This window comes from Cellvibrio sp. PSBB006, assembly GCF_002162135.1.
Classification (GTDB): domain Bacteria; phylum Pseudomonadota; class Gammaproteobacteria; order Pseudomonadales; family Cellvibrionaceae; genus Cellvibrio.
Window position 1 is genome coordinate 5,080,694 of sequence record NZ_CP021382.1, and the last position, 21,218, is coordinate 5,101,911.

The window sequence follows — 21,218 nt, forward strand, 5'->3', positions numbered from 1 at the left end:
TTTTTTCACTGCTTCATTGTTCATTAGCTCTCAGACGTTACATTTTCCTCGTCATAAACCGCGTAGCCATTTTTCCCCTGGCGTTTTACTGCATACATGGCCTGATCCGCATGGCGACGCACGCTGGTCTCATTATCTCCGTGGTCCGGATACAGCGCGATGCCGATACTGATGCCGACTTTTTCATAAACACCCGGTTGAATCTCAATGGCTTCCTGTTGCGACGTCACAATTTTTTGCGCAATGCTGCGCGCCATGGTGAGATTTCTGGTTTGGTTTAACACAATTAAAAATTCATCGCCCCCCAGGCGCGCCACAATATCCGAGTCCCTGACCAATTTACGCAGGCGCGCAGCCACAACTTTAAGCACCTCATCACCGGCTTCATGACCATAGGTATCGTTCACCTGTTTGAAACCATCCAGATCAATCATCATCATGATCCAACCCTTTTCGGCAATACTGGAATGGCTGGAGAAATTGCCCAGCATGGAATCGACCGCCTGGCGATTGGAGAGACCAGTCAGGCTGTCTTTTTCGGCCAGTTCACGCGTCTGTTCTTCAGATATTTTCCGTTGGGTAATATCGTAGATCACTCCTTCCACCGTCGGTGTTTGCTGCTCGCTGCCGGCGGGAGAGAAAATACAATGCACCCAGCGCGTATCCTGCTGATGATTTTTGATGCGTAAATCGGCAGAGCAGGGATGTTGGGTGCGCAGCGCCTGCTGGATTAATTCCTCCGCTTTTTCATCATCAATAAATATTTTCTTGATGATATTGATGGCGCCCAGGGATGCGGGTGTCTGATCTGTCAATTCAGTGATGCGGAAGAATGCGGGATTTGCAGTGACCAGTACCCCTTGGTCGTGAACCAAAAAAATCCCCGCGCTACTGTCCTCAAAGATGCCGCGAAAACGATGTTCCAGTAACTCGACCCGATGACGCAGTTGACGTTCTTCTTCCAGCATTTTTTCAACGGTATTGAGCAGGGAATTAATGTCTCCGGCGAGCAGGCCAATTTCATCGCTGCGATGTAAATCGGTCACATCAAGACGCTTGCCATCGCCCGGCGTAATGCGGTGCAACCGGCCAGACAAGCTTGCCAGCGGGCGCGTCATCATCCAATACACCATGATCAGCACCAGCAGGGCAACCACAGCAGCTTGTGCGGCAAGTCCAATCGTCGTGGCCGTCGCTGAATCGCGTGCACGCAGGGCAATTAACGGCAGGTTAGGTAGTACAGCGACAACACCCACAACTTCCTGTTCATCAAACGGTGCTTTCAAGTCCAGGGAAATCGGTGTTTGCTGATGGTCATTAATCGGTTTGCCTTGTTGGCCAATGATCTCATTGCCGGCGCGTATCTGTGCACCGACAACGATATCGTTGATAGAAAGCCCCGCCACAACTTCCTGCGCAAGTTCCCGGTTGCCGACATAAGCTGCAATGGCGGCGGTGTTGCTGACGGTCTCCAGCAATTGCCGCACGGATCTTTCGCTGTCAGCAAACGAATTTTCATAACTGCGTTTGTAAAAAAAGTAGGACGACAGAATCACGACAAACAATGCCGCCGCCGCAACACTTAAAGAGAGTTTTATGTGCAGACTTTTGATCATCATTCCGGTCTGGATAACTCCATGACTACCTTCACGGTAGAAGGCAATATTTGTTTGGGGACATAAGCAATAGCCGCAGGGTTTTCAGTCACGGCCTGGATAATGGTTTGATCATCGGCATATTGCTTCGGCGGTGACATTCGTCCGGCAAAAATTAATGTGGCCCAGTAGGCGTCCACTTGCGCTTCGCTTTTGCCGGTCAGCGCTTTATAAAAATTTGCCCGCAAAGGTGTTCCCGCACGTAAGTCCAGTGTTTGCGCCGATTGGCCATTGGGGAAAGCGGTTACTCGCCCCATGAATAAATCCACTACCTGTTTACGCTCAAGTTGTTCCAGCGGATTATCTTTATGCACGATAACCAGCATGTCAGCCTGCGTCAGGCTCACCAAAAACAGACTCAGAAATATCATAAATTGTTTGATGCGCATCAGAACAATACATCCATCGCCAGACTGATTACGGTGGAGGTTTGGTCAATGTCCGTACCTATCGGTTGATTGCGAACCCATAAGCCGCTGCCATCACTTTCAATATCAAATTTTTCCACCTGTAACTTTACTGCCATCTTGCTGGCAAAATCCCAGCGCGCGCCCACGCCATAACTTTTTTGCTCAAGCCTCACTCCCTCAAGACTGGCGGATGTGACATAAGCCAGAATAGCCAGTTGTTCTGCAATCGGTGAAGGATAACCCGCCGGAGGAATGATAGCCGGGACGTCATGCTTGGGGCGGACATAGCCGCCGATACCATAAACGGACACAGGCCCGAAACGCTGCCCAATGCTGAGATAAAAGTGACGGCTATTCGGCATCAAGCTTGAATCGCTGCGCAAATCCGTGGCCTCGGCTTGCGCCCACCAGTCATTGTTGTCGTACCCGACACCAAATTCATTGTAGATAATATATTTATCTCGCGTACTCAGATCATGAGCAAATATATTTGCTTCAGGCCACAGCGGTGCCACACCGGCTAATGCATCTGTTAAGGGGGTGACGATATTGTTATTGATGTCAACATGGGAATAGCTGTAGCGAAATTTCCAATCATCCCATTCCAGTTTGAAGCTGATTCCCGCTACATCGAAATCCATATTGACACCGGGCGTGTCGGCATCAGCGGTTGGATAGTCTTCGTCAGAGTTGCCATAAAATAATTTGACATTAAGCGTTCCGTGCTGCAAATCGAAGCGCTTGTTAATATCCATGCCGTCGAAATGATAGAAAGATAAAAAGCCATAAAATTCCTGTGGCGGTCGAACCCAGGGAAATGCGTAGCCAACCTGACGGTATTCAGAAAGCATAAAAAGATCGCTGCCGAGACGCCCGACACGAAAATCCAATCCGTCCATCGGTCGATAGCGCAAAAAGGCCCATTCGATTGCTTTGTCAAAATTATTGTTAAAGCGTTCTTTGGCTACCAATTGAATGGTCGTGTCAAACTGATCTGACCAGCGGCTTTGCCATTGGACGCCGACTAATGAATCCGTTTTCCACGCAATATCATTGTCGTAAGAACCATCGGCTTGGCTGACATCGCGGCGAAAGCGAAGGTCGGGATTGTCATTGACGACGAGACCCAGTGTGGCAAAGCCGGAAAAGTGATGGTCAACAGGGTCGGCAGTCACAGCGGCAGCCGCCGCAAGGCCTGCGATGAAGGTTAGCAGGGCGGCATAACGGGAGAGATTCAGTTTCACAAACACCGGGGAGAATCCTGTATCGATACGCTTGCGCTAAGCAAGGCGGGTTGATATGACTCTTTGAGTATAGACAGGGTTTGCTCATTGCACACAGGATTTGCTGTGCACATTGTAACGTCGATTGGGGTAGCGGATAATCCCCCGATCCGGTATCACCAGATGAGGGCCTTATGCGACAGCTGAAAAAAATATTTTATAAAACCTTGGTTTCGTTAAGCGTTTTGATCCTGTGGGGATGCAGTGCTACCCCCCAAACAGAAACAAATAAAACGACACAGCAAACGCAGGAGGATGCGTCGGTAACGTCAGATCCACACATTATAGAAGGAACGTTTGTTGCCCCCGGCGTTGAGTTTGCAAAGTATCGACGGCTCATCGTAGCGGAACTGGGGCTTGGCGATGTTGATATCACGATACCGGCGGAGCCACGCAGCGATACTCCCTGGGTATTGACTGAAGAGGACAAGAATTTTTTACGCAGTGAATACATACACGCCGTGGTGGGTAATTTAATTGCTGATGGTACTTATTCTACGGCGATCAATCCGGCAGAGGATGTATTGCTGGTGAAATCGAGAATCGTGCAGATTGCCGGGGGAGAATCCCTGCCATCTGAAGAGAATGAGGCCATGGTGATGTATAACAAAAATGCCGCTGAAATTACGATTTCCATGGAGCTTTTCGATTCCGCGACTCATCGGCTAATTGGCACCATCACTGATAGCCGCGATCTCGGGCAAATGCAGGTAAACAATAACCGCCTCGCTACCAATGTGCTTATTCGGCAAGCGTTTATTGACTGGTTGAAAACCCTACGCACCGAATTGGATGCGCTATCCGGGCGGCAATCGCCACTGGAGCAGTATCTTCGCTAACAGCTACATCATAAAAAAAGCCGGCCCGTTCTTATGTAGGGGCCGGCTTTTTTATGGAGCGTTTATTGCGCAGGATTATCCGTGGTTGATAACCATCACATCCGTATCCAGCGCTGCGATCAGACGTTCAGCGGTGTTGCCGCGACGTGTTGTTGTCATACCGTTTTGGCCCAGCGTTCCCATCACCACCAGGTCCGCATTAATCTCTTCAGCCACTTCGGAAACCGCTTCAGAGGTGTAGCCATTTCTGACATGAATGCGCTCGGCGGGAATGCCGGTTTCATTAACCAGACGGCCGCGGTCCGGATAGTTCATGGAGTCCAGGTAACCATTGACGACATGCACAGTAGCGCCGTACATCTCGGCAAAATAATTTGCCTGTTCAATAATTTTTTTATTCAGTTCGCGCTGCACGTCGCGTTGCGCCTGGAAGTTTACCGCAGCCAGAATGACTTTGCGCTGAGCTCCGGCGCCGGGACGAATCAGCACAACAGGACAATAAGCACCTTTCAACAATTCCCATTTTGATTCAGTGAAGCTGAAGCGACGGTTATTGGTCTTGGCGTGAACCGGCAGATAAATCACAGTGGAGTCGATACGCTTGGCGGAATCCATGATGGACTTTTGCCACTCGCTCGACCAGGACACCTGGATCAGGTATTCAATACCGGCATCGTTCAAGGGTTTTTTGATCGTTTCATCGAACCACTTTTGATCGCGAAACAGCTGATCATTGCTTGAACGGGTATCTACCGCATCCGGGTCAACCGAGACAAAAACGTAGACAAAGGGCGTTACGGCATGCAGCTTGGAAATGATAATGGCGCGCTCTAGTGCTATATGAGTCTCAGCGGTTGGGTCAACAACGACGAAAAGCTTTTGTTGCGTAGACATAGTGGCTCCTGCTTGTACCCGAATATGGGGAGGTTGTTATTTATAAATTTGCCCTAGCATAACAATCGCCGCCATTTTTTTACAGGGCAAAAGTAGGGCGCTGCGAGGATATGGATTAAACTGCACGAAAATGTTGTTAAGGAGTTCGTGTTGCGATGAATTTGCTGGAAAATTATACACTTGCAGAATTGAGTCCCGGTGTGACAGCGACCTACAGTAAAACCCTGACGTATGACGATGTGGTTTTATTTGCCCGTTGTTCCGGCGATGTAAATCCCCTTCATCTGGACGCTGAGTATGCGGCGACCACGCCGTTCGGCGAACCTATCGGCCATGGCATGTGGACTGGTGCCCTGGTGTCCGCTGCGATCGCTACACGATTGCCGGGGCCGGGTTCGGTCTATCGTAGCCAGAGCCTCAGCTTCAAGCATCCGGTCAAGCTGGGTGACACGGTAACCGTGACCCTGACGGTCAATGAGATCAAAGAGCGGATGCGATTGGTCGTGCTGGATTGTGAGGCCTATAACCAGGAGGGCAAATTGATCGCCAAAGGTGTAGCGGAGGTCATTGCTCCGGCCGAGAAACAATCATTGCAAGCCGGGCAGATTCCAGACATCACGGTGGGTTCGCCATAGCAGCAAGTCTGGTGACGATTTATTCCGTTTCTTTTATTCTGTTTCTTCGTCACCATCTTCTACCATCAGCGGCGCCCAGCCGCCCAATTCCCGCCAGCGGTTCACGATGTAGCAGAACAGATCGGCGGTTTTTTCAGCATCGTAAGCGGCCGAGTGGGCGGCGCTGTTACTGAATTCAATATTGGCAGTCCGACATGCTTTGGCCAGAACTGTCTGGCCAAACGCGAGACCGGCAAGGGTAGCGGTATCAAAGCAGGAAAAGGGGTGGAAGGGGTTGCGTTTAATGTCGCAGCGCTCAACCGCCGCATTGACAAAACTCAAATCAAAATGGGCGTTATGGCCGACCATCACGGCGCGTGTACAACCATTCTCCTTAACAGCGCGGCGTATCGCCTGAAATAAATCCGTCATTACCATGAGTTCCGGTTCGGCCATGCGCTCCGGGCTATCGAGATCAATGCCGGTAAAGTCCAGCGCAGCCTGCTCAATATTGGCACCCTCAAAGGGGTCGACGTGAAACGAAAACGTCTCATGGCGATACAGCAATCCCTCTTCGTCCATCCGCACCGTAACCGCTGCAATTTCCAGCAACGCATCAGTGCGGGCATTGAAGCCGCCGGTTTCCACATCAATCACGACGGGGAGAAATCCGCGAAAACGTTGGGCAATCAGTGATTTGGGATCTCTGGGGTTATCAGGTGGATTCACTGGGTCGCCTTAGTGTTGTACTTGCCAGCGCAGGCTTTCACCAGCGCGTAGCGGAATCAGTGGCTGTTCGCCATAGGCCAGGCTTTCCGGTATCTGCCAGGCTTGTTTTACCAGCGTAATGGTGTCGGTATTGCGTGGGAGTTGATAGAAATCAGGCCCGAAATGGCTGGCAAAACCCTCAAGTTTATCCAGGGCACCGGCATCTTCGAAGACTTCTGCGTAGAGCTCAATGGCCGCGTTTGCTGTGTAGCTGCCGGCGCAACCACAAGCGGCTTCTTTCTTGTTTTGCGCATGTGGTGCGGAGTCGGTACCCAGGAAAAATTTGGGACTGCCGCTGATGGCGGCTTTGACCAGTGCCTGTTGATGCGTATTGCGCTTGAGGATAGGCAAGCAGTAATAGTGTGGCCGAATGCCACCAGCCAGCATGTGATTGCGATTGTAGAGCAGGTGATGGGCGGTGATGGTCGCGCCGACATTGCCCGGGGCTTCGCTTACAAAGGTTGCCGCGTCACTGGTGGTGATGTGTTCCAGGACCATGCGCAAGGCCGGGAAATGGCTGACTACCTGGGTCAGAATGCGGTCGATAAACACTTTTTCGCGATCAAAGATATCAATAGCGCTGTCGGTGACTTCGCCGTGCAACAGGAAGAGCATGCCGGTTTCCTGCATGGCCTCCAGTACCGGATAGATCTTTTTAAGATCGGTAACCCCGGAGGCAGAATTGGTGGTGGCGCCCGCAGGATACAGCTTGCAAGCATGGACACCTGCAGCTTTGGCGCGGAATATTTCCTGGGGCTGGGTATTGTCAGTCAGGTAGAGCACCATCAAGGGTTCGAATTGGCTTCCCGTCGGGCGCGCCGCCAGGATGCGGTCTTTATACGCCAGCGCCAGTTCGGTGTCAGTAACCGGGGGAACCAGATTCGGCATAACGATTGCGCGCCCGAAATAACGTGCAGCATCGGCAACGGTGCGCTGCAAGGCGACGCCATCGCGCAGGTGGATATGCCAGTCGTCCGGGCGAGTCAGGGTGATACGGTCAGTCATAAGGCGTAACGTCTCAGAAGCACTTACAGGGCGAGGCCGCATGCTATCAAACTTGTCACTAAAGCGCAGCCGGTTTGGTCGTGAGTGAATAAGCTAAAGCCTGATCCGATCCGGTCGATAGCCTGCGTATGCTATGGTTAATGAAGCCCTGCACGGCAGATGACTGACGATGAGATTGACTCCGACCCCCTCGCGAATATTGACTTACCTTTCTGCTCCGGTCCGGCTGCTAGGGGCCGGCGGGTTTGTTTTAAGTGGATGGTTGCTATTGGTTGGCTCGTCCTGGGCGGTGACGTTTAACACCATATTGTCGGACGTTAACTGGCAGGTGGATCAGTCGATCTTTGAATGCAAACTATCGCAACCTGTTGCGGGTTTTGGACAAGCGGCCTTTTCCCGTCGGGCGGGCGAGCCCGAAGCGTTTTATCTCCAGCAGAAGCAGATCCTGTTGCCGGAGGGAAAGGCGATCATCGGCCTTGGCCAACCGTCCTGGCATCAGCCAGGTAATCTGCCGACGCCATTGGCGGAAGCCCGTGTCGTCGCTGAACCCATCCCCCTGCGTGTCGAGAATTCACTGGTGGAAACCCTGCAGGCCGAGTTGCTCAAAGGCTTGCGCGTGATCATTACCCGCAAAACCGAAAATACCTCGCCCAATCCTGTCCGGGTGGTGGTCGAACCGCTTAAATTTCGCGGGGCCCTTACCAACTACCAAGCCTGCCTTAAACAACTTTTGCCGGTAAGTTATGCCGAAGTCTCGCGCACCACGCTGTACTTTGACAGTGCTTCCGATGAGCTGACAGCGGAAGAGCGTCGTAAGCTGGAGTGGGTTGCGCTCTATGTTAAAGAGGATCAACAGATCAAACGCGTGTTGATCGATGGCCATACTGACAGCGTCGGACCGCGTCCGAATAATATCGATATATCAAAGTCGCGCTCCCAGAGAATTGCCACCTACCTCGCCAGCGCCGGTGTTGATAACAACAGGATTACCACGCGCTGGCATGGCGAGCGTTACCCCATCGCCAGCAATACCACGGATCAGGGGCGACAAAAAAACCGTCGTGTAACCATTCGCCTGGAACGCTGATCTACCCTCCCGCCGGGAATTAATTCCCCGTCACTTTGTCTGACGCCTGTCGGCTAATTCTTCTTGACCTTCTTCCGGTCTTGAGTAATAAAACCCTTTTTTCAGGTGAGATCGAGGTGCAATGCATGTTAAAACCGGGCAGCAAATTCATGGGCCTTGTGATGTTTTTACTGGTGCAGTGTGTCGCTGCACAAGCCTACGCGGCAAACTTGCCGGAATTTACCGAACTGATTGAAAAAAATTCACCGGCGGTGGTGAAGATAACGACGCTGGTGCGTGCCAATTCCCCCGACCAATTACGCGTCCCCCCGCAACAAAATTACCCTTACCCCCAGGATATTCCCGATATTTTTCGCGAGCTTTTCGAGCGGCATCAACCCCCTGAGCGAGATTACGGTTCCATGGGTTCCGGTTTCATTATCTCGGACGATGGTTATGTGTTAACCAATCATCATGTGGTGGATGCAGCCCATGAAATTACCGTGCGGATGATTGATCAACGGGAATTCAAGGCCGAATTGGTGGGCAGCGACCAACGTTCCGATCTGGCATTGTTGAAGATTGACGCTAAAGACTTACCCAGCCTTAAGTTTGCCAAGGCGGAGAGTCTGAAAGTGGGCCAGTGGGTATTAGCTATCGGTTCACCGTTTGGTCTTGATTACTCTGCCAGTGCGGGCATTGTTAGCGCCACGGGGCGCAATATTTCGGCCCGTAACGAAAGCAGCTATGTTCCTTTTATCCAGACGGATGTTGCCATTAACCCCGGTAATTCCGGTGGCCCGTTGTTCAATCTTGAGGGCGAGGTTGTCGGTATCAATTCGCAGATATATACCCGCTCCGGTGGCTCCATCGGTTTGTCGTTTGCAATTCCATCCAGCGTGGCGGAGGAAGTGGTCGAGCAGTTGAAAGAAAAAGGCCGGGTGGATCGCGGCTGGCTGGGGGTGGCAATCCAGGAAGTGAACAGGGATCTGGCCAGTTCCCTCGGTCTGGATAAACCTACCGGTGCGCTGGTGGCCGATGTAGAACCCGATGGTCCGGCGGCGAAAGCCGGCATCAAGGCGGGCGATTTGATCATCAAGTTCAATGGGCGCGATGTGGACACCCAGGCGGACCTGCCTTATCTGGTCGGTCGTACCTCTCCGAAATCCAAAGTGCCGGTCGTCGTTATCCGCAAAGGCAAAGAGCAAACCATTCGTGTCACCATCGGTGTCTTGCCTGAGCCGCAGATGCAGGCAGCTGCTCCAGCCTTGCCCGATAAAAAGCCTTCTTCAGCTGCGGACTCGCTCGGCCTGGTGGTTGAGGATGTCGAGGATGTCGCTGGCCAATCCGGCAATGGCGGGGTGGTCGTCCGCTATGTCGAGCCGAACAGTCCGGCAGCCCAGGCGGGCTTGATGGTTGGTGATGTGATCGATCAGTTGGGTTTCAACGAAGTGGGTTCAGTGGAGAGCTATGACGATATCCTGGCTTCGCTGGAGAAGGGTACGCCCCAGGCTATCCGCTTCCTGCGCAATGGTCGTCCGGTTTTTCATACCATCACCTTACGCTAGTGGGGTAAGCATGAGCCTGACAGCTCCGGGCCATCTCCGGAGCTGTTTTGTGCCGCTAAAACCAACCTGTGAAAGCGCCTGTAGTACCGCTCTCGGTCGCATAGCAAGCCGCAGGCAAATAGGCTAAACTGCCGCCTTTCCCGGCAGGGGCTACCCTGTCACCCCTTTCTTTGTCATCTATATAAGTACTCGATATCCAGTGACCGACCTCAGCCATATTCGTAATTTTTCAATCATCGCCCACATCGACCACGGCAAATCCACTATTGCAGACCGCTTTATTCAGTTATGTGGCGGCTTGAGTGACCGTGAGATGGAAGCCCAGGTTCTGGATTCGATGGACCTTGAGCGCGAGCGCGGTATCACCATCAAAGCCCACAGCGTGACGCTGTTCTATAAGGCGCGCGATGGTAAAACCTACCAGTTGAATTTTATTGATACCCCCGGTCACGTGGACTTCACCTATGAAGTGTCGCGCTCTTTGGCGGCATGTGAGGGTGCGCTGTTGGTGGTAGATGCGGCGCAGGGTGTTGAGGCCCAATCAGTTGCCAATTGCTATACCGCGATTGAGCAAGGGCTGGAGGTGATTCCGGTGCTGAACAAGATGGACTTGCCTCAGGCCGAGCCGGAGCGTGTAGCCCAGGAAATCGAAGATATTATCGGGATTGATGCCTCCGAAGCTGTACGTTGCAGCGCCAAATCCGGCTTGGGTATGGAAGATGTGCTTGAAGAGCTGGTGCGCCTGGTACCGCCGCCGGTAGGTGATGTGGACGCGCCGCTGCAAGCACTGATTATCGATTCCTGGTTTGATAATTACCTCGGCGTTGTGTCGCTGGTGCGGGTTACCCAGGGTGCACTGCGCTTGAAGGACAAGATTATCACCAAGTCCATCGGCAAGGTTCACGGCGTAGACGGAGTAGGCGTGTTCAGCCCGAAACTGACCCAGTTGAAAGAATTGAAAGCCGGTGAAGTGGGTTTTGTGGTTGCTGGCATTAAAGATATTCACGGCGCTCCCGTGGGCGATACCATCACTCACGCCAATACCCCGGATGTGCCGGCGTTGGAAGGTTTCCAGAAGATCAAGCCGCAGGTTTACGCCGGTATGTTCCCGGTCAGCTCCGATGATTTTGAAGATTTCCGTGAAGCCCTCGCCAAGTTAACCCTCAACGATGCATCACTGTTTTACGAACCGGAAAGCTCCGATGCCTTGGGGTTCGGTTTCCGTTGTGGCTTCCTCGGTATGCTGCACATGGAGATCATTCAGGAGCGCCTGGAACGGGAATACGATCTCGATTTGATCACTACGGCACCGACGGTGGTGTACGAAGTAGTCGATAATAAAGGCGAGACCATTTACGTGGACAACCCCTCCAAGTTGCCGGAGCCGGGGTTGATCTCGGAGATGCGCGAACCGATCGTCGAAGCGAACATTCTTGTTCCTCAGGAACACCTGGGCAATGTGATCACGCTGTGCGTCGAAAAACGCGGGGTCCAAAAAGATTTGCAGTTTACCGGCAGCCAGGTTTCGGTGCGCTATGAGTTGCCGATGAACGAAGTGGTGCTGGATTTCTTTGATCGATTGAAATCGGTGAGCCGTGGTTTTGCGTCGCTGGATTACAGTTTCCTGCGTTTTCAGCCAGCGCGTCTGGTGCGTCTGGATGTGTTGATCAACAGCGAAAAAGTGGATGCACTGGCGTTGATCGTGCACCGCGATAAAGCCCATAACATTGGCCGTTCGCTCACGGAAAAGATGAAAGAATTAATTCCACGGCAAATGTTTGATGTCGCTATCCAGGCTGCTATCGGCGGGCAAATTGTGGCGCGCACCACAGTGAAAGCCCTGCGCAAGAATGTCACGGCCAAGTGTTACGGTGGTGATGCGACGCGTAAGAAAAAACTGCTCGAAAAACAAAAAGCCGGTAAGAAACGTATGAAGCAGGTTGGCAGCGTGGAAATTCCACAAGCCGCGTTCTTTGCCGTATTAAAAATTGATAGCTGACACCGTGTCTGGCCATTTGGCTTGTGCACGGTGTAGATTCCGTTGAACAAGGAATACTGATGAGTATTAATCTCCCCCTGATTCTTACCCTGGCGGTGTTGATCACCGGTCTGATCTGGCTTTATGACGCACTGGTTCTGGCTCGCCCGCGCAGGGCAGCAATGGAAGCCGTGGACCAGCAATTCAGCAAATTGAATATTGCTGACGAACAGAAACAGGCTGCCTACGCCGAAGCGCAACAAACTGCCGGTCGTGAACCGGTCCTGGTGGAATACGCCAAATCATTCTTTCCGGTGCTGCTGGTCGTGTTTGTACTGCGTTCATTTCTGGTGGAGCCGTTTCAGATTCCCTCGGGCTCTATGGAACCTACCCTGGATGTCGGCGATTTTATCCTCGTTAACAAGTTCACCTACGGTATTCGCCTGCCGGTGCTTAACAATGAAGTGATTCCGGTCAACGATCCCCAGCGCGGCGATGTGATGGTGTTCTTTCCGCCCCATCAACCGGACACCTATTTCATCAAGCGCGTTATTGGATTACCGGGAGATTTGATCTCTTACAATAATCACGTGCTTACCATCAATGGTGAAGTTGTTCCCGAAAAATTGATTGCTGAATTGCCGGCTGGCAATCCGACCTACCGACTTGCTACCGAAACTATCGACGGCAAGGAGTTCACGGTTAAGAAAGACCTGGTGCCGGGTGGGTTGAGCGTACGCGGTACCTGGCGGGTGCCAGCGGGCCATTATTTTATGATGGGCGACAACCGCGACAATAGTGCCGACAGCCGAGCTTGGGGTGAGGTTTCGGAAAATGCTATCGTAGGTAAAGCATTCGCTGTCTGGATGCACTGGGATTCGTTCTTCAGTCTACCCAGTTTTGACAGCGTTGGTGAGATTCAATAAGTGTTAATCCTGGTGTAACCCGTAAACATAGGATGCAATGATGAAAACCTTAAAAAAGCAGCAAGGCTTGGGGATGTTGGGTTGGCTGGTGGTATTGGCAGTCGCCGGATTTTTTCTGTTGTGTGCATTCAAGATCATCCCGCTCTATGCGGAAAACCGCTACATTGTATCCGGCCTGAAAGCGCTGGTGGAGCCCGGCACCAAACTGGAAGATATGACCACCGCTGAGATCAAGAAAAAGATGGGCAACTTCTACATGATCAACAATGTCCGCTCGAAAGAAGCGCAAAACATTGTCGTGGACCGGGCTGCAAACCGTGTTGTCGTCAAGGTTGATTACGAAGCCCGCGTCAATTTGTTTTATAACCTCGATGTGGTTGTTGATTTTAAAAACCATCTCGACAGTACCGCTCCGCATCAGTGCTGCAAACCCGTGGCCGAGTAATAGTGTTAAATCTTAAATACCAACGTTTACAACATCGTCTCGGATACCAATTTCAAACGCAGGCTTTTCTGGAATTGGCATTGACGCACCGCAGCTGCGGTGCGCGCAACAATGAGCGGCTGGAATTCCTCGGCGACTCAATCCTTAATTTCGTTATTGGTGAATCCCTGTTTCAGCGTTTCCCCGAAGCGCGTGAAGGGCAGCTCAGTCGTTTGCGCTCGCAAATGGTCAAAGGCGAGACCCTGGCCAAAATTGCCCGCGAGTTTGAACTGGGTGAATGTCTTATCCTCGGTGAAGGTGAAATGAAAAGCGGCGGGCATCGGCGTGACTCGATCCTCGCGGATACATTGGAAGCGCTGATTGGTGCTATCTATGTTGAAAGTGGATTTCCCGTCTGTCGCGAACGGGTTACTACCTGGTACGCTACGCGTCTGGATGAGCTGACCCTCGACTCACCAATAAAAGATGCAAAGACCCGCCTGCAGGAATATCTTCAATCCCTTCAGCAACCCCTGCCGGAGTATGCGGTTGTTGAGGTGGAAGGCGAAGCCCATGCGCAGATGTTCACTATAGAATGTCGCGTGTCGCTCCTGAAAAAAACCACGCGCGCGCAGGCGTCCAACCGTCGCGAAGCGGAGAAACAAGCTGCCGCAAAAGCGCTGCGGTTACTTAAAATTTGATACACATTTTTTCTTAATAAAGGCAAATGGCTATGTCGAGCAATGACGATGCACCGCTTGGCACCCGATGTGGGTATGTCGCGATAGTGGGACGACCCAACGTAGGCAAATCCACATTGCTTAACCACCTGCTTGGCCAGAAAATCAGTATCACCTCACGCAAACCCCAGACAACGCGCAACGCTGTGGTGGGTATTAAAACGGAAGGTGATATACAGCTTATCTTTGTCGATACGCCCGGCCTGCACCTCAATGAAACCCGTGCGATCAATCGTTATATGAACCGCACCGCCAGTACCGCAATGAAAGATGTCGATGTTGTGGTGTTTCTGGTGGATCGCTTTATCTGGAATGATGAAGACGAGGCGGTGGCTGCACAACTCAGCCGCGTGCAATGCCCGATCATCCTCGCCGTGAATAAAGTGGACAAGGTGGAAGACAAGGAAACACTTTTACCTCATCTGCAAAAACTCGCCGAAAAACTAAAAGTTGATGAAGTCATTCCCGTTTCGGCGCTGCGCAATATTAATCTGGAGCGTCTGGAGTCCTTACTGGTTGAACGTTTGCCGGAAGGGATTCATCTCTACCCGGAAGACCAGATCACGGATCGCAGTTCGCGCTTTATGGCCGCCGAAATCGTGCGTGAAAAAATCACTCGCCAATTAGGTGATGAATTACCTTACCAGATGGCTGTTGAGATCGAAGAGTTTAAACAGGAAGGCGCACTGTTAACGATTTCGGCATTAATTCTGGTTGAGCGCGACGGGCAAAAAAGAATCCTGATTGGCGAAAAAGGCGAACGTATCAAACAGATCGGCCAACAAGCGCGCCTCGATATGGAAAAACTGTTTGAAAGCAAGATCATGCTCAACCTGTGGGTCAAGGTAAAATCCGGCTGGTCCGATGACGAACGTGCATTGCGCAGCCTGGGTTACAACGACCTCTAACCGCGAGCGCTATTATGCGCATTGAACTCCAACCTGCTTACATTCTTCACACGCGCCCTTATCGCGACACCAGTTTGTTGGTGGATTTTTTTACCCCTGAGTATGGTCGTATCGGTGCCGTGGCGCGCGGCGTTCGTCAGGGCAAAGGCAACAAGCGCGTTTTGTTTAATCCTTTTCTGGGGTTATTAGTTTCCCTGCAAGGCAAAACCGATTTAAAGCTGCTGACGGCTATCGAAGCCTTCGGCCCTGCCTGTCATTTAACCGGTGCCCAGCTTTATAGCGGTTTTTATCTAAATGAGTTACTGGTGCGTTTGCTGCCGGAGATGGATGCCCATCCCCAGTTGTATTATCGCTATCAGGAGAGTTTGCAGCGTTTGCGAGACAATGTTGACCTGGAACCTCTGCTGCGTGATTTTGAATTCACCTTGTTGCAGGATTTGGGTTACGCCATCGACTTTTCTGCGGATGCTCACACGGGTGATGAGATCAGTTCGGAACAACATTATTGGTTTGATACACAAGCAGGTTTTTACCAGGCAGAAAATCTGCACCCATCTACCTCAAGGCTGCCAGTCTTTCAGGGCAAGGACATCCTCGCCATGGCCGCGCGAAATTTTGCGGCACAGGAGACGCGGCAAGCGGCAAAGCGATTGAGCCGTTTGATGTTACAACCTCTATTGGGCTCCAGACCCTTGCGCAGTCGTGAGCTGTTTGCATCCCTGCGCTCTGAATAAATAATTATTCATCCAGCGAAAAAATCGCATTGATGTCGCGGTTATGTCCCCAACTCAATACGTCATCAATGGCTTTATTCAATGACACCATCGCGCCCGGTGCTTGCTCGTATTGTTTGGCCTGCAATAATTTATCCAGCAGACCACTGATTTTTTTCAGCCGCGGTACGCCGCAATAGCAGCAGCTGCCATACAGGCGATGCACCAATTCCTCCAATTTGACAAAATCTTCCTGCTCAAACGCCGCGTTAATATCACAGCGTTCTGCTTCCAGGTTTTGCAATAACATCACCAACATATCCCGTGCGAGTGTTGGTTTGTTATTCGCCAGACGCAAGGAGGTCAGAATATCCACGGAGGTAACATCCTCCGCCAGATCAGTAATCGCGGGCATGCGCGGTTGTGTTACCGAATTTTGTAATTCCTGTGGTGTTACTACGACTTCTTTCTTGCCGGTTTGCGACACCCAGCGATTAACAATATGGGCCAATTGCGCTTCACTGACCGGTTTGCTGACACAGTCATCCATCCCTGCAACCAACAGCTCGTATTTTTGTTCTGTCATGGAGTGTGCCGTCAATGCAATGATGGGCGTGCGTCGCCCTCCGGTTTCCGTTGCACGTAAACGACGTGTGGTTTCAATACCATCCATGCCGGGCATTTGAATATCCATAAATATCACATCAAAATTTTGTTTAGCGCAGATGTCCAGCGCTTCCTTACCGCTGCTTGCCTGCACAACATTGGTATTTAAACCGCGCAACAATTCCGAAGCCAGTTGCAGGTTGGCGGGATTGTCGTCGACCACCAACACCGATGCGCTTGGGCGATTCCGGTGTTCATCCGCTTCCGCTTCCTGGGCGCGGGTGTCCTTAACTGTGATATTTAACTGCCGTCCCAGAGTTTGTAACAGCGAATCGTAGGTGATGGGTTTATTGACGAAAGTGGTTTGTAATTTATCCGCCTGGTTGCGCAGCAAGCGTTGGTGTGCAGCGGTACAACAGGCAATCACCTTGCAATTGAACTCACCCATTAATTGTTCAGTAAGATTATGCAACAGGATCGGTTGGATCTTGCGTTCCGCAGGTGAAATATCAAGGATAACAACATCAACCGGTTGACCCGCATCGCGCGCCTGGCGGAGTGTGGGAAAAATATCATGCACAGCGCTGATCACCTGCGTATCGGTTTCCCACTCCTGCAGCAGCCGGCTGATTTGTGCAGCGGACGCTGAATTCTCACCGCAAACCAGAATTTTTCGTTTATTGAAATTGGGTTTGAAGTTGCTTGTCGGTTGTTTTTTATCGATGCCCAGGCGTGCTGTAAACCAGAAGCTTGAACCTTTTTCCGGTTCACTTTCCACACCGATGTCGCCGCCCATACGCTCCACCAGACCTTTGCTGATGGCGAGGCCGAGTCCAGTGCCGCCGTGTTCCCGCGCACTGGAGGTGTCGACCTGGGCAAAGGCATTAAACAGGCTGTCTTTTTGACTGCGGGCCAGGCCTATACCTTCATCGCTGACCGTCACTTTAATGGTCGCCTGGGATTCCTGTCGCGTGAGTAATACCACATCAACAATGATGTTGCCTTTGTTGCTGAATTTAATGGCATTGCTTACCAGGTTGGTAATAACCTGTTTGAAACGCAATGGATCACCCAACAAATTGGCCGGTATTTCCGGATCGATGTAGGTAATGATTTGCAGATTTTTTTCGTGGGCATCTGGTGCGAGGATATGAATCGCTTCATCGATTGAGCGACGCAGGGGCAAGGGCACGTAATCCAGCGTGAGTTTGCCGGCTTCAATCTTGGAGAAGTCGAGAATACTGTTGATTACTGTGAGCAAATGTTGCGAAGAATCGCGAATCGTATTCAGGTATTCCCGTTGCTGTTCATCCAGATCGGTTTTCAAGGCCAGGTTGGTAAAACCGAGTATGCCGTTGAGCGGTGTACGAATTTCGTGGCTGGTGTTCGCCAGAAATTCTGATTTGATACGGCTGGCTTCCAGCGCTTCCTTGCGCGCGATATCCAGATCAATATTTTGAATCTCGATAGTCTCCAGTGTTTCGCGCAGATCTTCGGTGGACTGGTCAATGTAGGCCTGCATATCCTGCTGCGCTTTTTCCATGGATAACGCCATGGCGTTTACCGTTTCCCCCAACTCTAAAAATTCCTGTCCGTGTTGTGTGTCCACCCGGCTGTGTAATTTTCCTTTCGCGAGTTTACGCACCACACTTTTGATATGGCTGAGCGGAATGGTGATGTTCTGGTGTAACCGAATAGCGAGCCAGGCGGCGAGGATCAAACACAGGACCGTAACCAATACACTGATTAACAGGGTTTCATAACGCAACACCAAAAAGGGTGAATTCAATAACTCCATCTCCACCCAGCCGATAGGTTGTTTGCCGTTGTTATTGACGACCGGGTGGGAAAACAAAATGGATTTCACGGTGATGCGTGTGCTTGGTTTCTCCATGGTCGGCGCGTCGCCGTGGGTGATCTCCATAAATTGCGGCCCCACATGAAAGTGTTGCCCGGTTTCGTGATGATAAAGATGAATCGCGCGGATGAAGGGCTCTTCGAGAGACGCCTCCAGGATTGATGGCACCATATTTTCATCACCGCTGCGCAAGGCATAGTGACTCAGGTGTGCCATCTTTTGCGTCAGCATACCGCCGCGGTGCGACACAAATTTATTGAGTTGTTTAACGTAGAGATACGTCAGGGTACCGGCCAGCATCAGGCTGACGGACAGTGCAGGAATTAATATGAGGCGCCAGACTTGCGCCTTGATACTGTTATATTTCATGAAAACACAAGCCCTGTGAGCACGGACAGACGAGATTAACGGGGTGTCATGCGGATTTTTTTGTTGGTTTCACCATAGCACATTCGGCGGTAGAATAGCCCCCCTTTGCGCCACCCGGCAATCTACTTTCAGGTATTGAGATGAGCATGGATTTCCCCACGATTGAGTCCTTTGTCGGCAACACGCCGCTGGTGCGTTTGCAGCGTTTACCCGGTAAGACGACCAACACTATCCTGCTAAAACTGGAAGGCAATAACCCCGCCGGATCGGTCAAGGATCGTCCGGCACTTTCCATGATTCGCCACGCCGAAGAGCGCGGCTATATCCAGCCCGGTGACACATTGATCGAAGCGACCAGTGGCAATACCGGCATTGCGCTGGCGATGGTTGCGGCGATCAAAGGTTACCGCATGATCCTGATCATGCCGGATAACAGTACCGCCGAACGCAAAGCCTCCATGAGTGCCTACGGAGCGGAACTGATCCTGGTATCCAAAGAAGCGGGTATGGAAGGTGCTCGCGACCTGGCCTTGAAGATGCAGGCAGAAGGTAAGGGCAAGGTGCTGGATCAATTCGGCAACGACGACAACCCGCTCGCCCACTATGAAAGTACCGGCCCGGAAATCTGGCAGCAGACCCGTGGCACGATTACCCATTTTGTCAGTTCCATGGGAACCACGGGCACCATCATGGGTGCGTCGCGTTACCTGAAAGCGCGCAATCCGGCTATTCGTATTATTGGCCTACAACCGGCAGAAGGCGCCAGCATTCCCGGCATCCGTCGTTGGCCGGAAGCCTATCTGCCCAGGATTTACGACAAATCCCGCGTGGATGAAATTGTCAGCATGTCGCAACAGGAAGCGGAAGACACCATGCGCGCACTGGCTCGCAAAGAAGGCATCTTTTGCGGCGTCTCATCCGGTGGTGCTGTTGCTGCCGCACTGCGACTCAGCCAGCAGGTTGACGATGCGGTGATTGTGGCGATTGTGTGTGATCGCGGTGATCGTTACTTGTCTTCCGGTGTTTTCAACGTCGGCGCCTAGTACGCCGACTTCCTCGTCGATGGCCCGTACTGGCCATCATCCTCATTCAGCGATAACCATTTTATGTCCCACGGAAAAAACGGCGGCAAAGGCAAGCATCCCGGCAAATTGGGCAGCAAGCCGCGCGCCGATAAAAAAACCAAAGCGCCATTAGATTTTGACTTTAGCCATGTCCCTAAACGCAACGCCGTGCGGCGTGAGGAAACAACGCCAGCGGCACGGCCTAACCAGCGCCTGGGCGAATTTGTCATTGATCGTTTAAGCCATGACGGTCGTGGCGTTACCCAGTGGCAGGGCAAGACGTTGTTTGTGGCAGATGCTCTGGCTGGCGAACGGGTTACGGCACGTTTTATCAGCGAACACGGGCGCTATGCCGAGGCCGTGGTTGACGAGGTCATTGAGCCATCGTCACAACGTCAGATCCCGCCATGCCCCCATTACCGGTTGTGTGGCGGCTGCCAGTTGCAGCACATGCCGGATGCCCGACAAATCCAGCTTAAACAAGATGCGCTGTTGGAACAGATGCAGCGCTGGGGCGGACTCACGCCGCGCCACATCCTTCCTTCGATTCACCCACTGAGTACCGGCTACCGCAGTCGGGCGCGCCTGGGCGTGTGGTATGAAAAAGACGGCTCGGTGACGCTGGGTTTTCGTCAGAGGCAGAGCAAGCAGTTGACTCAAATTGATGCGTGCCTGGTGTTGGCGCCCTCGTTAAATCGACTGCTCGCCCCTTTGCAACAATGGCTGCGTGACTTGCAGTCCACCGCAGCGGTGACTCACCTGGAACTTATTGAAGCCAGTGCCGGCGCCGGGGTTATCGTCCGTCATACCAAGCGCTTGGCCGCTGACGATAAGCAGCGTTTGCGTCAACTGGCTGATGCACAGCAGTGTCAGGTTTGGCTGCAAGGTGATAAAGGGGCGGCACTTTCGACAATCGAGGGTGAGGTTTGCGATCCCCGGCTAAACTATGACTTACCGGAATTTTCACTGACCTTGGGATTTCACCCGCAGGATTTTATCCAGGTGAATCCTGCCGTAAATCGGCAGATGGTCAGTCAGGCATTGAACTTGCTTAATCTGGCCGGCACGGAAAGAGTCCTGGACCTGTTTTGTGGCATCGGCAATTTCACCTTGCCCTTGGCACAGCGCAGCGCTGAAGTGATTGGCATTGAAGCGGTGGACGCTATGGTTGCGCGCGGACGTGAAAATGCCACCAGGAATGGGTTACAGAACGTAACCTTTATGGCAGCGGATTTGAGTAAATTAAGCGTCAATCAGTTACACCAGCGCTGCGGCAAGATCGACGCCATCCTGCTTGATCCACCGCGGGACGGGGCGCGTGAAATTGTTTCCAGTATTGGGCAACTTGCCGCCAAACGCATTGTCTACGTCAGTTGCAATCCTGCCACCCTGGCGCGTGATGCCAAATTATTAGCGGCGAGCGGCTATCAGCTCGACAGCCTGGGCGTGTTGGATATGTTCCCTCACACGGCTCATGTGGAATCCATGGCGTTGTTTGTGCGCCCTTAATTGGTCGTTAGTGGATTTACT

The 21,218-nt window shown here is 52.0% G+C and carries 19 protein-coding genes; 12 read left to right on the top strand and 7 right to left on the bottom strand.

From position 1 onward, the window contains the following. Positions 1-23 precede the first annotated feature (23 nt). The 3 genes from CBR65_RS21170 to CBR65_RS21180 are packed head-to-tail and all read right to left on the bottom strand — an operon-like array spanning position 24 to position 3,315. Complete coding sequence (locus tag CBR65_RS21170; RefSeq protein WP_087468704.1) at positions 24-1,619, bottom strand: diguanylate cyclase domain-containing protein; 1,596 nt, start codon at positions 1,617-1,619, stop codon at positions 24-26. Continuing rightward, on the bottom strand, positions 1,616-2,044 hold the full coding sequence (locus CBR65_RS21175; protein ID WP_232461272.1) for a hypothetical protein: 429 nt from the start codon (positions 2,042-2,044) through the stop codon (positions 1,616-1,618). The genes CBR65_RS21170 and CBR65_RS21175 overlap by 4 nt, the downstream gene beginning before the upstream one ends. Beyond that, entirely contained in the window at positions 2,044-3,315 is a 1,272-nt protein-coding gene (locus tag CBR65_RS21180) for a hypothetical protein (RefSeq protein WP_232461273.1), read from the bottom strand. Before CBR65_RS21180 ends, CBR65_RS21175 begins: the two co-directional genes overlap by 1 nt. Positions 3,316-3,482: 167 nt before the next feature. On the opposite strand from CBR65_RS21180, the gene CBR65_RS21185 reads away from it, so the two are divergent. Continuing rightward, positions 3,483-4,187, top strand: coding sequence for a DUF3313 family protein (locus tag CBR65_RS21185; protein WP_087468705.1), 705 nt, complete (start codon positions 3,483-3,485; stop codon positions 4,185-4,187). Positions 4,188-4,262: 75 nt separating this feature from the next. Here CBR65_RS21185 and CBR65_RS21190 read toward each other — a convergent pair whose 3' ends face one another. Next, positions 4,263-5,081, bottom strand: a complete 819-nt coding sequence (locus tag CBR65_RS21190; RefSeq protein ID WP_087468706.1) for a universal stress protein — start codon at positions 5,079-5,081, stop codon at positions 4,263-4,265. A gap of 155 nt (positions 5,082-5,236) precedes the next feature. On the opposite strand from CBR65_RS21190, the gene CBR65_RS21195 reads away from it, so the two are divergent. After that, positions 5,237-5,716, top strand: coding sequence for a MaoC/PaaZ C-terminal domain-containing protein (locus CBR65_RS21195; protein WP_087468707.1), 480 nt, complete (start codon positions 5,237-5,239; stop codon positions 5,714-5,716). Between the two features lie 33 nt (positions 5,717-5,749). Here the strand turns inward: CBR65_RS21195 and rnt are convergent, their stop codons facing one another. Together rnt and pyrC are read right to left on the bottom strand one after the other, a co-directional pair. Next, positions 5,750-6,424, bottom strand: coding sequence for a ribonuclease T (rnt, locus tag CBR65_RS21200; RefSeq protein ID WP_087468708.1), 675 nt, complete (start codon positions 6,422-6,424; stop codon positions 5,750-5,752). A gap of 9 nt (positions 6,425-6,433) precedes the next feature. Then, positions 6,434-7,468, bottom strand: coding sequence for a dihydroorotase (gene pyrC / locus CBR65_RS21205; RefSeq protein WP_087468709.1), 1,035 nt, complete (start codon positions 7,466-7,468; stop codon positions 6,434-6,436). 169 nt (positions 7,469-7,637) lie between these two features. Between pyrC and CBR65_RS21210 the strand changes: the two genes are divergently transcribed. The 8 genes from CBR65_RS21210 (at position 7,638) to recO (ending at position 15,812) form a co-directional block, all read left to right on the top strand. Then, a complete protein-coding gene (locus CBR65_RS21210; protein ID WP_087468710.1) occupies positions 7,638-8,555 on the top strand; it encodes an OmpA family protein in 918 nt (305 codons plus the stop codon). Positions 8,556-8,680: 125 nt separating this feature from the next. Further along, on the top strand, positions 8,681-10,102 hold the full coding sequence (locus CBR65_RS21215; protein WP_087468711.1) for a DegQ family serine endoprotease: 1,422 nt from the start codon (positions 8,681-8,683) through the stop codon (positions 10,100-10,102). A 199-nt stretch (positions 10,103-10,301) separates the two neighbouring features. Beyond that, a complete protein-coding gene (gene lepA / locus CBR65_RS21220) occupies positions 10,302-12,101 on the top strand; it encodes a translation elongation factor 4 (protein WP_087468712.1) in 1,800 nt (599 codons plus the stop codon). A 59-nt stretch (positions 12,102-12,160) separates the two neighbouring features. Continuing rightward, positions 12,161-13,006 (top strand): signal peptidase I, encoded by an 846-nt coding sequence (lepB, locus tag CBR65_RS21225; protein ID WP_087468713.1) that lies wholly within the window; start codon positions 12,161-12,163, stop codon positions 13,004-13,006. 40 nt (positions 13,007-13,046) lie between these two features. Further along, complete coding sequence (locus CBR65_RS21230) at positions 13,047-13,451, top strand: DUF4845 domain-containing protein (protein WP_232461274.1); 405 nt, start codon at positions 13,047-13,049, stop codon at positions 13,449-13,451. A gap of 2 nt (positions 13,452-13,453) precedes the next feature. After that, the gene (rnc, locus tag CBR65_RS21235) at positions 13,454-14,131 is read left to right on the top strand and encodes a ribonuclease III (RefSeq protein ID WP_087468715.1); all 678 of its coding nucleotides are present in this window, start codon (positions 13,454-13,456) and stop codon (positions 14,129-14,131) included. Positions 14,132-14,163: 32 nt separating this feature from the next. Continuing rightward, positions 14,164-15,078 (top strand): GTPase Era, encoded by a 915-nt coding sequence (gene era / locus CBR65_RS21240; RefSeq protein WP_087468716.1) that lies wholly within the window; start codon positions 14,164-14,166, stop codon positions 15,076-15,078. 14 nt (positions 15,079-15,092) lie between these two features. Beyond that, positions 15,093-15,812, top strand: coding sequence for a DNA repair protein RecO (gene recO, locus CBR65_RS21245; RefSeq protein ID WP_087468717.1), 720 nt, complete (start codon positions 15,093-15,095; stop codon positions 15,810-15,812). Positions 15,813-15,816: 4 nt separating this feature from the next. On the opposite strand, the gene CBR65_RS21250 is transcribed toward recO, so the two are convergent. After that, positions 15,817-18,624, bottom strand: a complete 2,808-nt coding sequence (locus CBR65_RS21250; RefSeq protein WP_087468718.1) for a response regulator — start codon at positions 18,622-18,624, stop codon at positions 15,817-15,819. Positions 18,625-18,770: 146 nt separating this feature from the next. Here CBR65_RS21250 and cysM point away from each other — a divergent pair, with 146 nt between their 5' ends. Both cysM and rlmD read left to right on the top strand, forming a co-directional pair. Next, on the top strand, positions 18,771-19,667 hold the full coding sequence (gene cysM, locus CBR65_RS21255; RefSeq protein WP_087469206.1) for a cysteine synthase CysM: 897 nt from the start codon (positions 18,771-18,773) through the stop codon (positions 19,665-19,667). Positions 19,668-19,730: 63 nt separating this feature from the next. Further along, a complete protein-coding gene (rlmD, locus tag CBR65_RS21260; protein WP_087468719.1) occupies positions 19,731-21,197 on the top strand; it encodes a 23S rRNA (uracil(1939)-C(5))-methyltransferase RlmD in 1,467 nt (488 codons plus the stop codon). Positions 21,198-21,218 lie beyond the last annotated feature (21 nt).

Coding starts and splice junctions, on each gene's coding strand:
- CBR65_RS21170 (WP_087468704.1), bottom strand. CDS start 1,619: ATGATGATCAAAAGTCTGCACATAAAACTCTCTTTAAGTGTTGCGGCG.
- CBR65_RS21185 (WP_087468705.1), top strand. CDS start 3,483: ATGCGACAGCTGAAAAAAATATTTTATAAAACCTTGGTTTCGTTAAGC.
- cysM (WP_087469206.1), top strand. CDS start 18,771: ATGGATTTCCCCACGATTGAGTCCTTTGTCGGCAACACGCCGCTGGTG.
- CBR65_RS21230 (WP_232461274.1), top strand. CDS start 13,047: ATGAAAACCTTAAAAAAGCAGCAAGGCTTGGGGATGTTGGGTTGGCTG.
- recO (WP_087468717.1), top strand. CDS start 15,093: ATGCGCATTGAACTCCAACCTGCTTACATTCTTCACACGCGCCCTTAT.
- CBR65_RS21195 (WP_087468707.1), top strand. CDS start 5,237: ATGAATTTGCTGGAAAATTATACACTTGCAGAATTGAGTCCCGGTGTG.
- era (WP_087468716.1), top strand. CDS start 14,164: ATGTCGAGCAATGACGATGCACCGCTTGGCACCCGATGTGGGTATGTC.
- CBR65_RS21175 (WP_232461272.1), bottom strand. CDS start 2,044: ATGCGCATCAAACAATTTATGATATTTCTGAGTCTGTTTTTGGTGAGC.
- lepB (WP_087468713.1), top strand. CDS start 12,161: ATGAGTATTAATCTCCCCCTGATTCTTACCCTGGCGGTGTTGATCACC.
- pyrC (WP_087468709.1), bottom strand. CDS start 7,468: ATGACTGACCGTATCACCCTGACTCGCCCGGACGACTGGCATATCCAC.
- rlmD (WP_087468719.1), top strand. CDS start 19,731: ATGTCCCACGGAAAAAACGGCGGCAAAGGCAAGCATCCCGGCAAATTG.
- CBR65_RS21215 (WP_087468711.1), top strand. CDS start 8,681: ATGTTAAAACCGGGCAGCAAATTCATGGGCCTTGTGATGTTTTTACTG.
- CBR65_RS21190 (WP_087468706.1), bottom strand. CDS start 5,081: ATGTCTACGCAACAAAAGCTTTTCGTCGTTGTTGACCCAACCGCTGAG.
- CBR65_RS21210 (WP_087468710.1), top strand. CDS start 7,638: ATGAGATTGACTCCGACCCCCTCGCGAATATTGACTTACCTTTCTGCT.
- CBR65_RS21250 (WP_087468718.1), bottom strand. CDS start 18,624: ATGAAATATAACAGTATCAAGGCGCAAGTCTGGCGCCTCATATTAATT.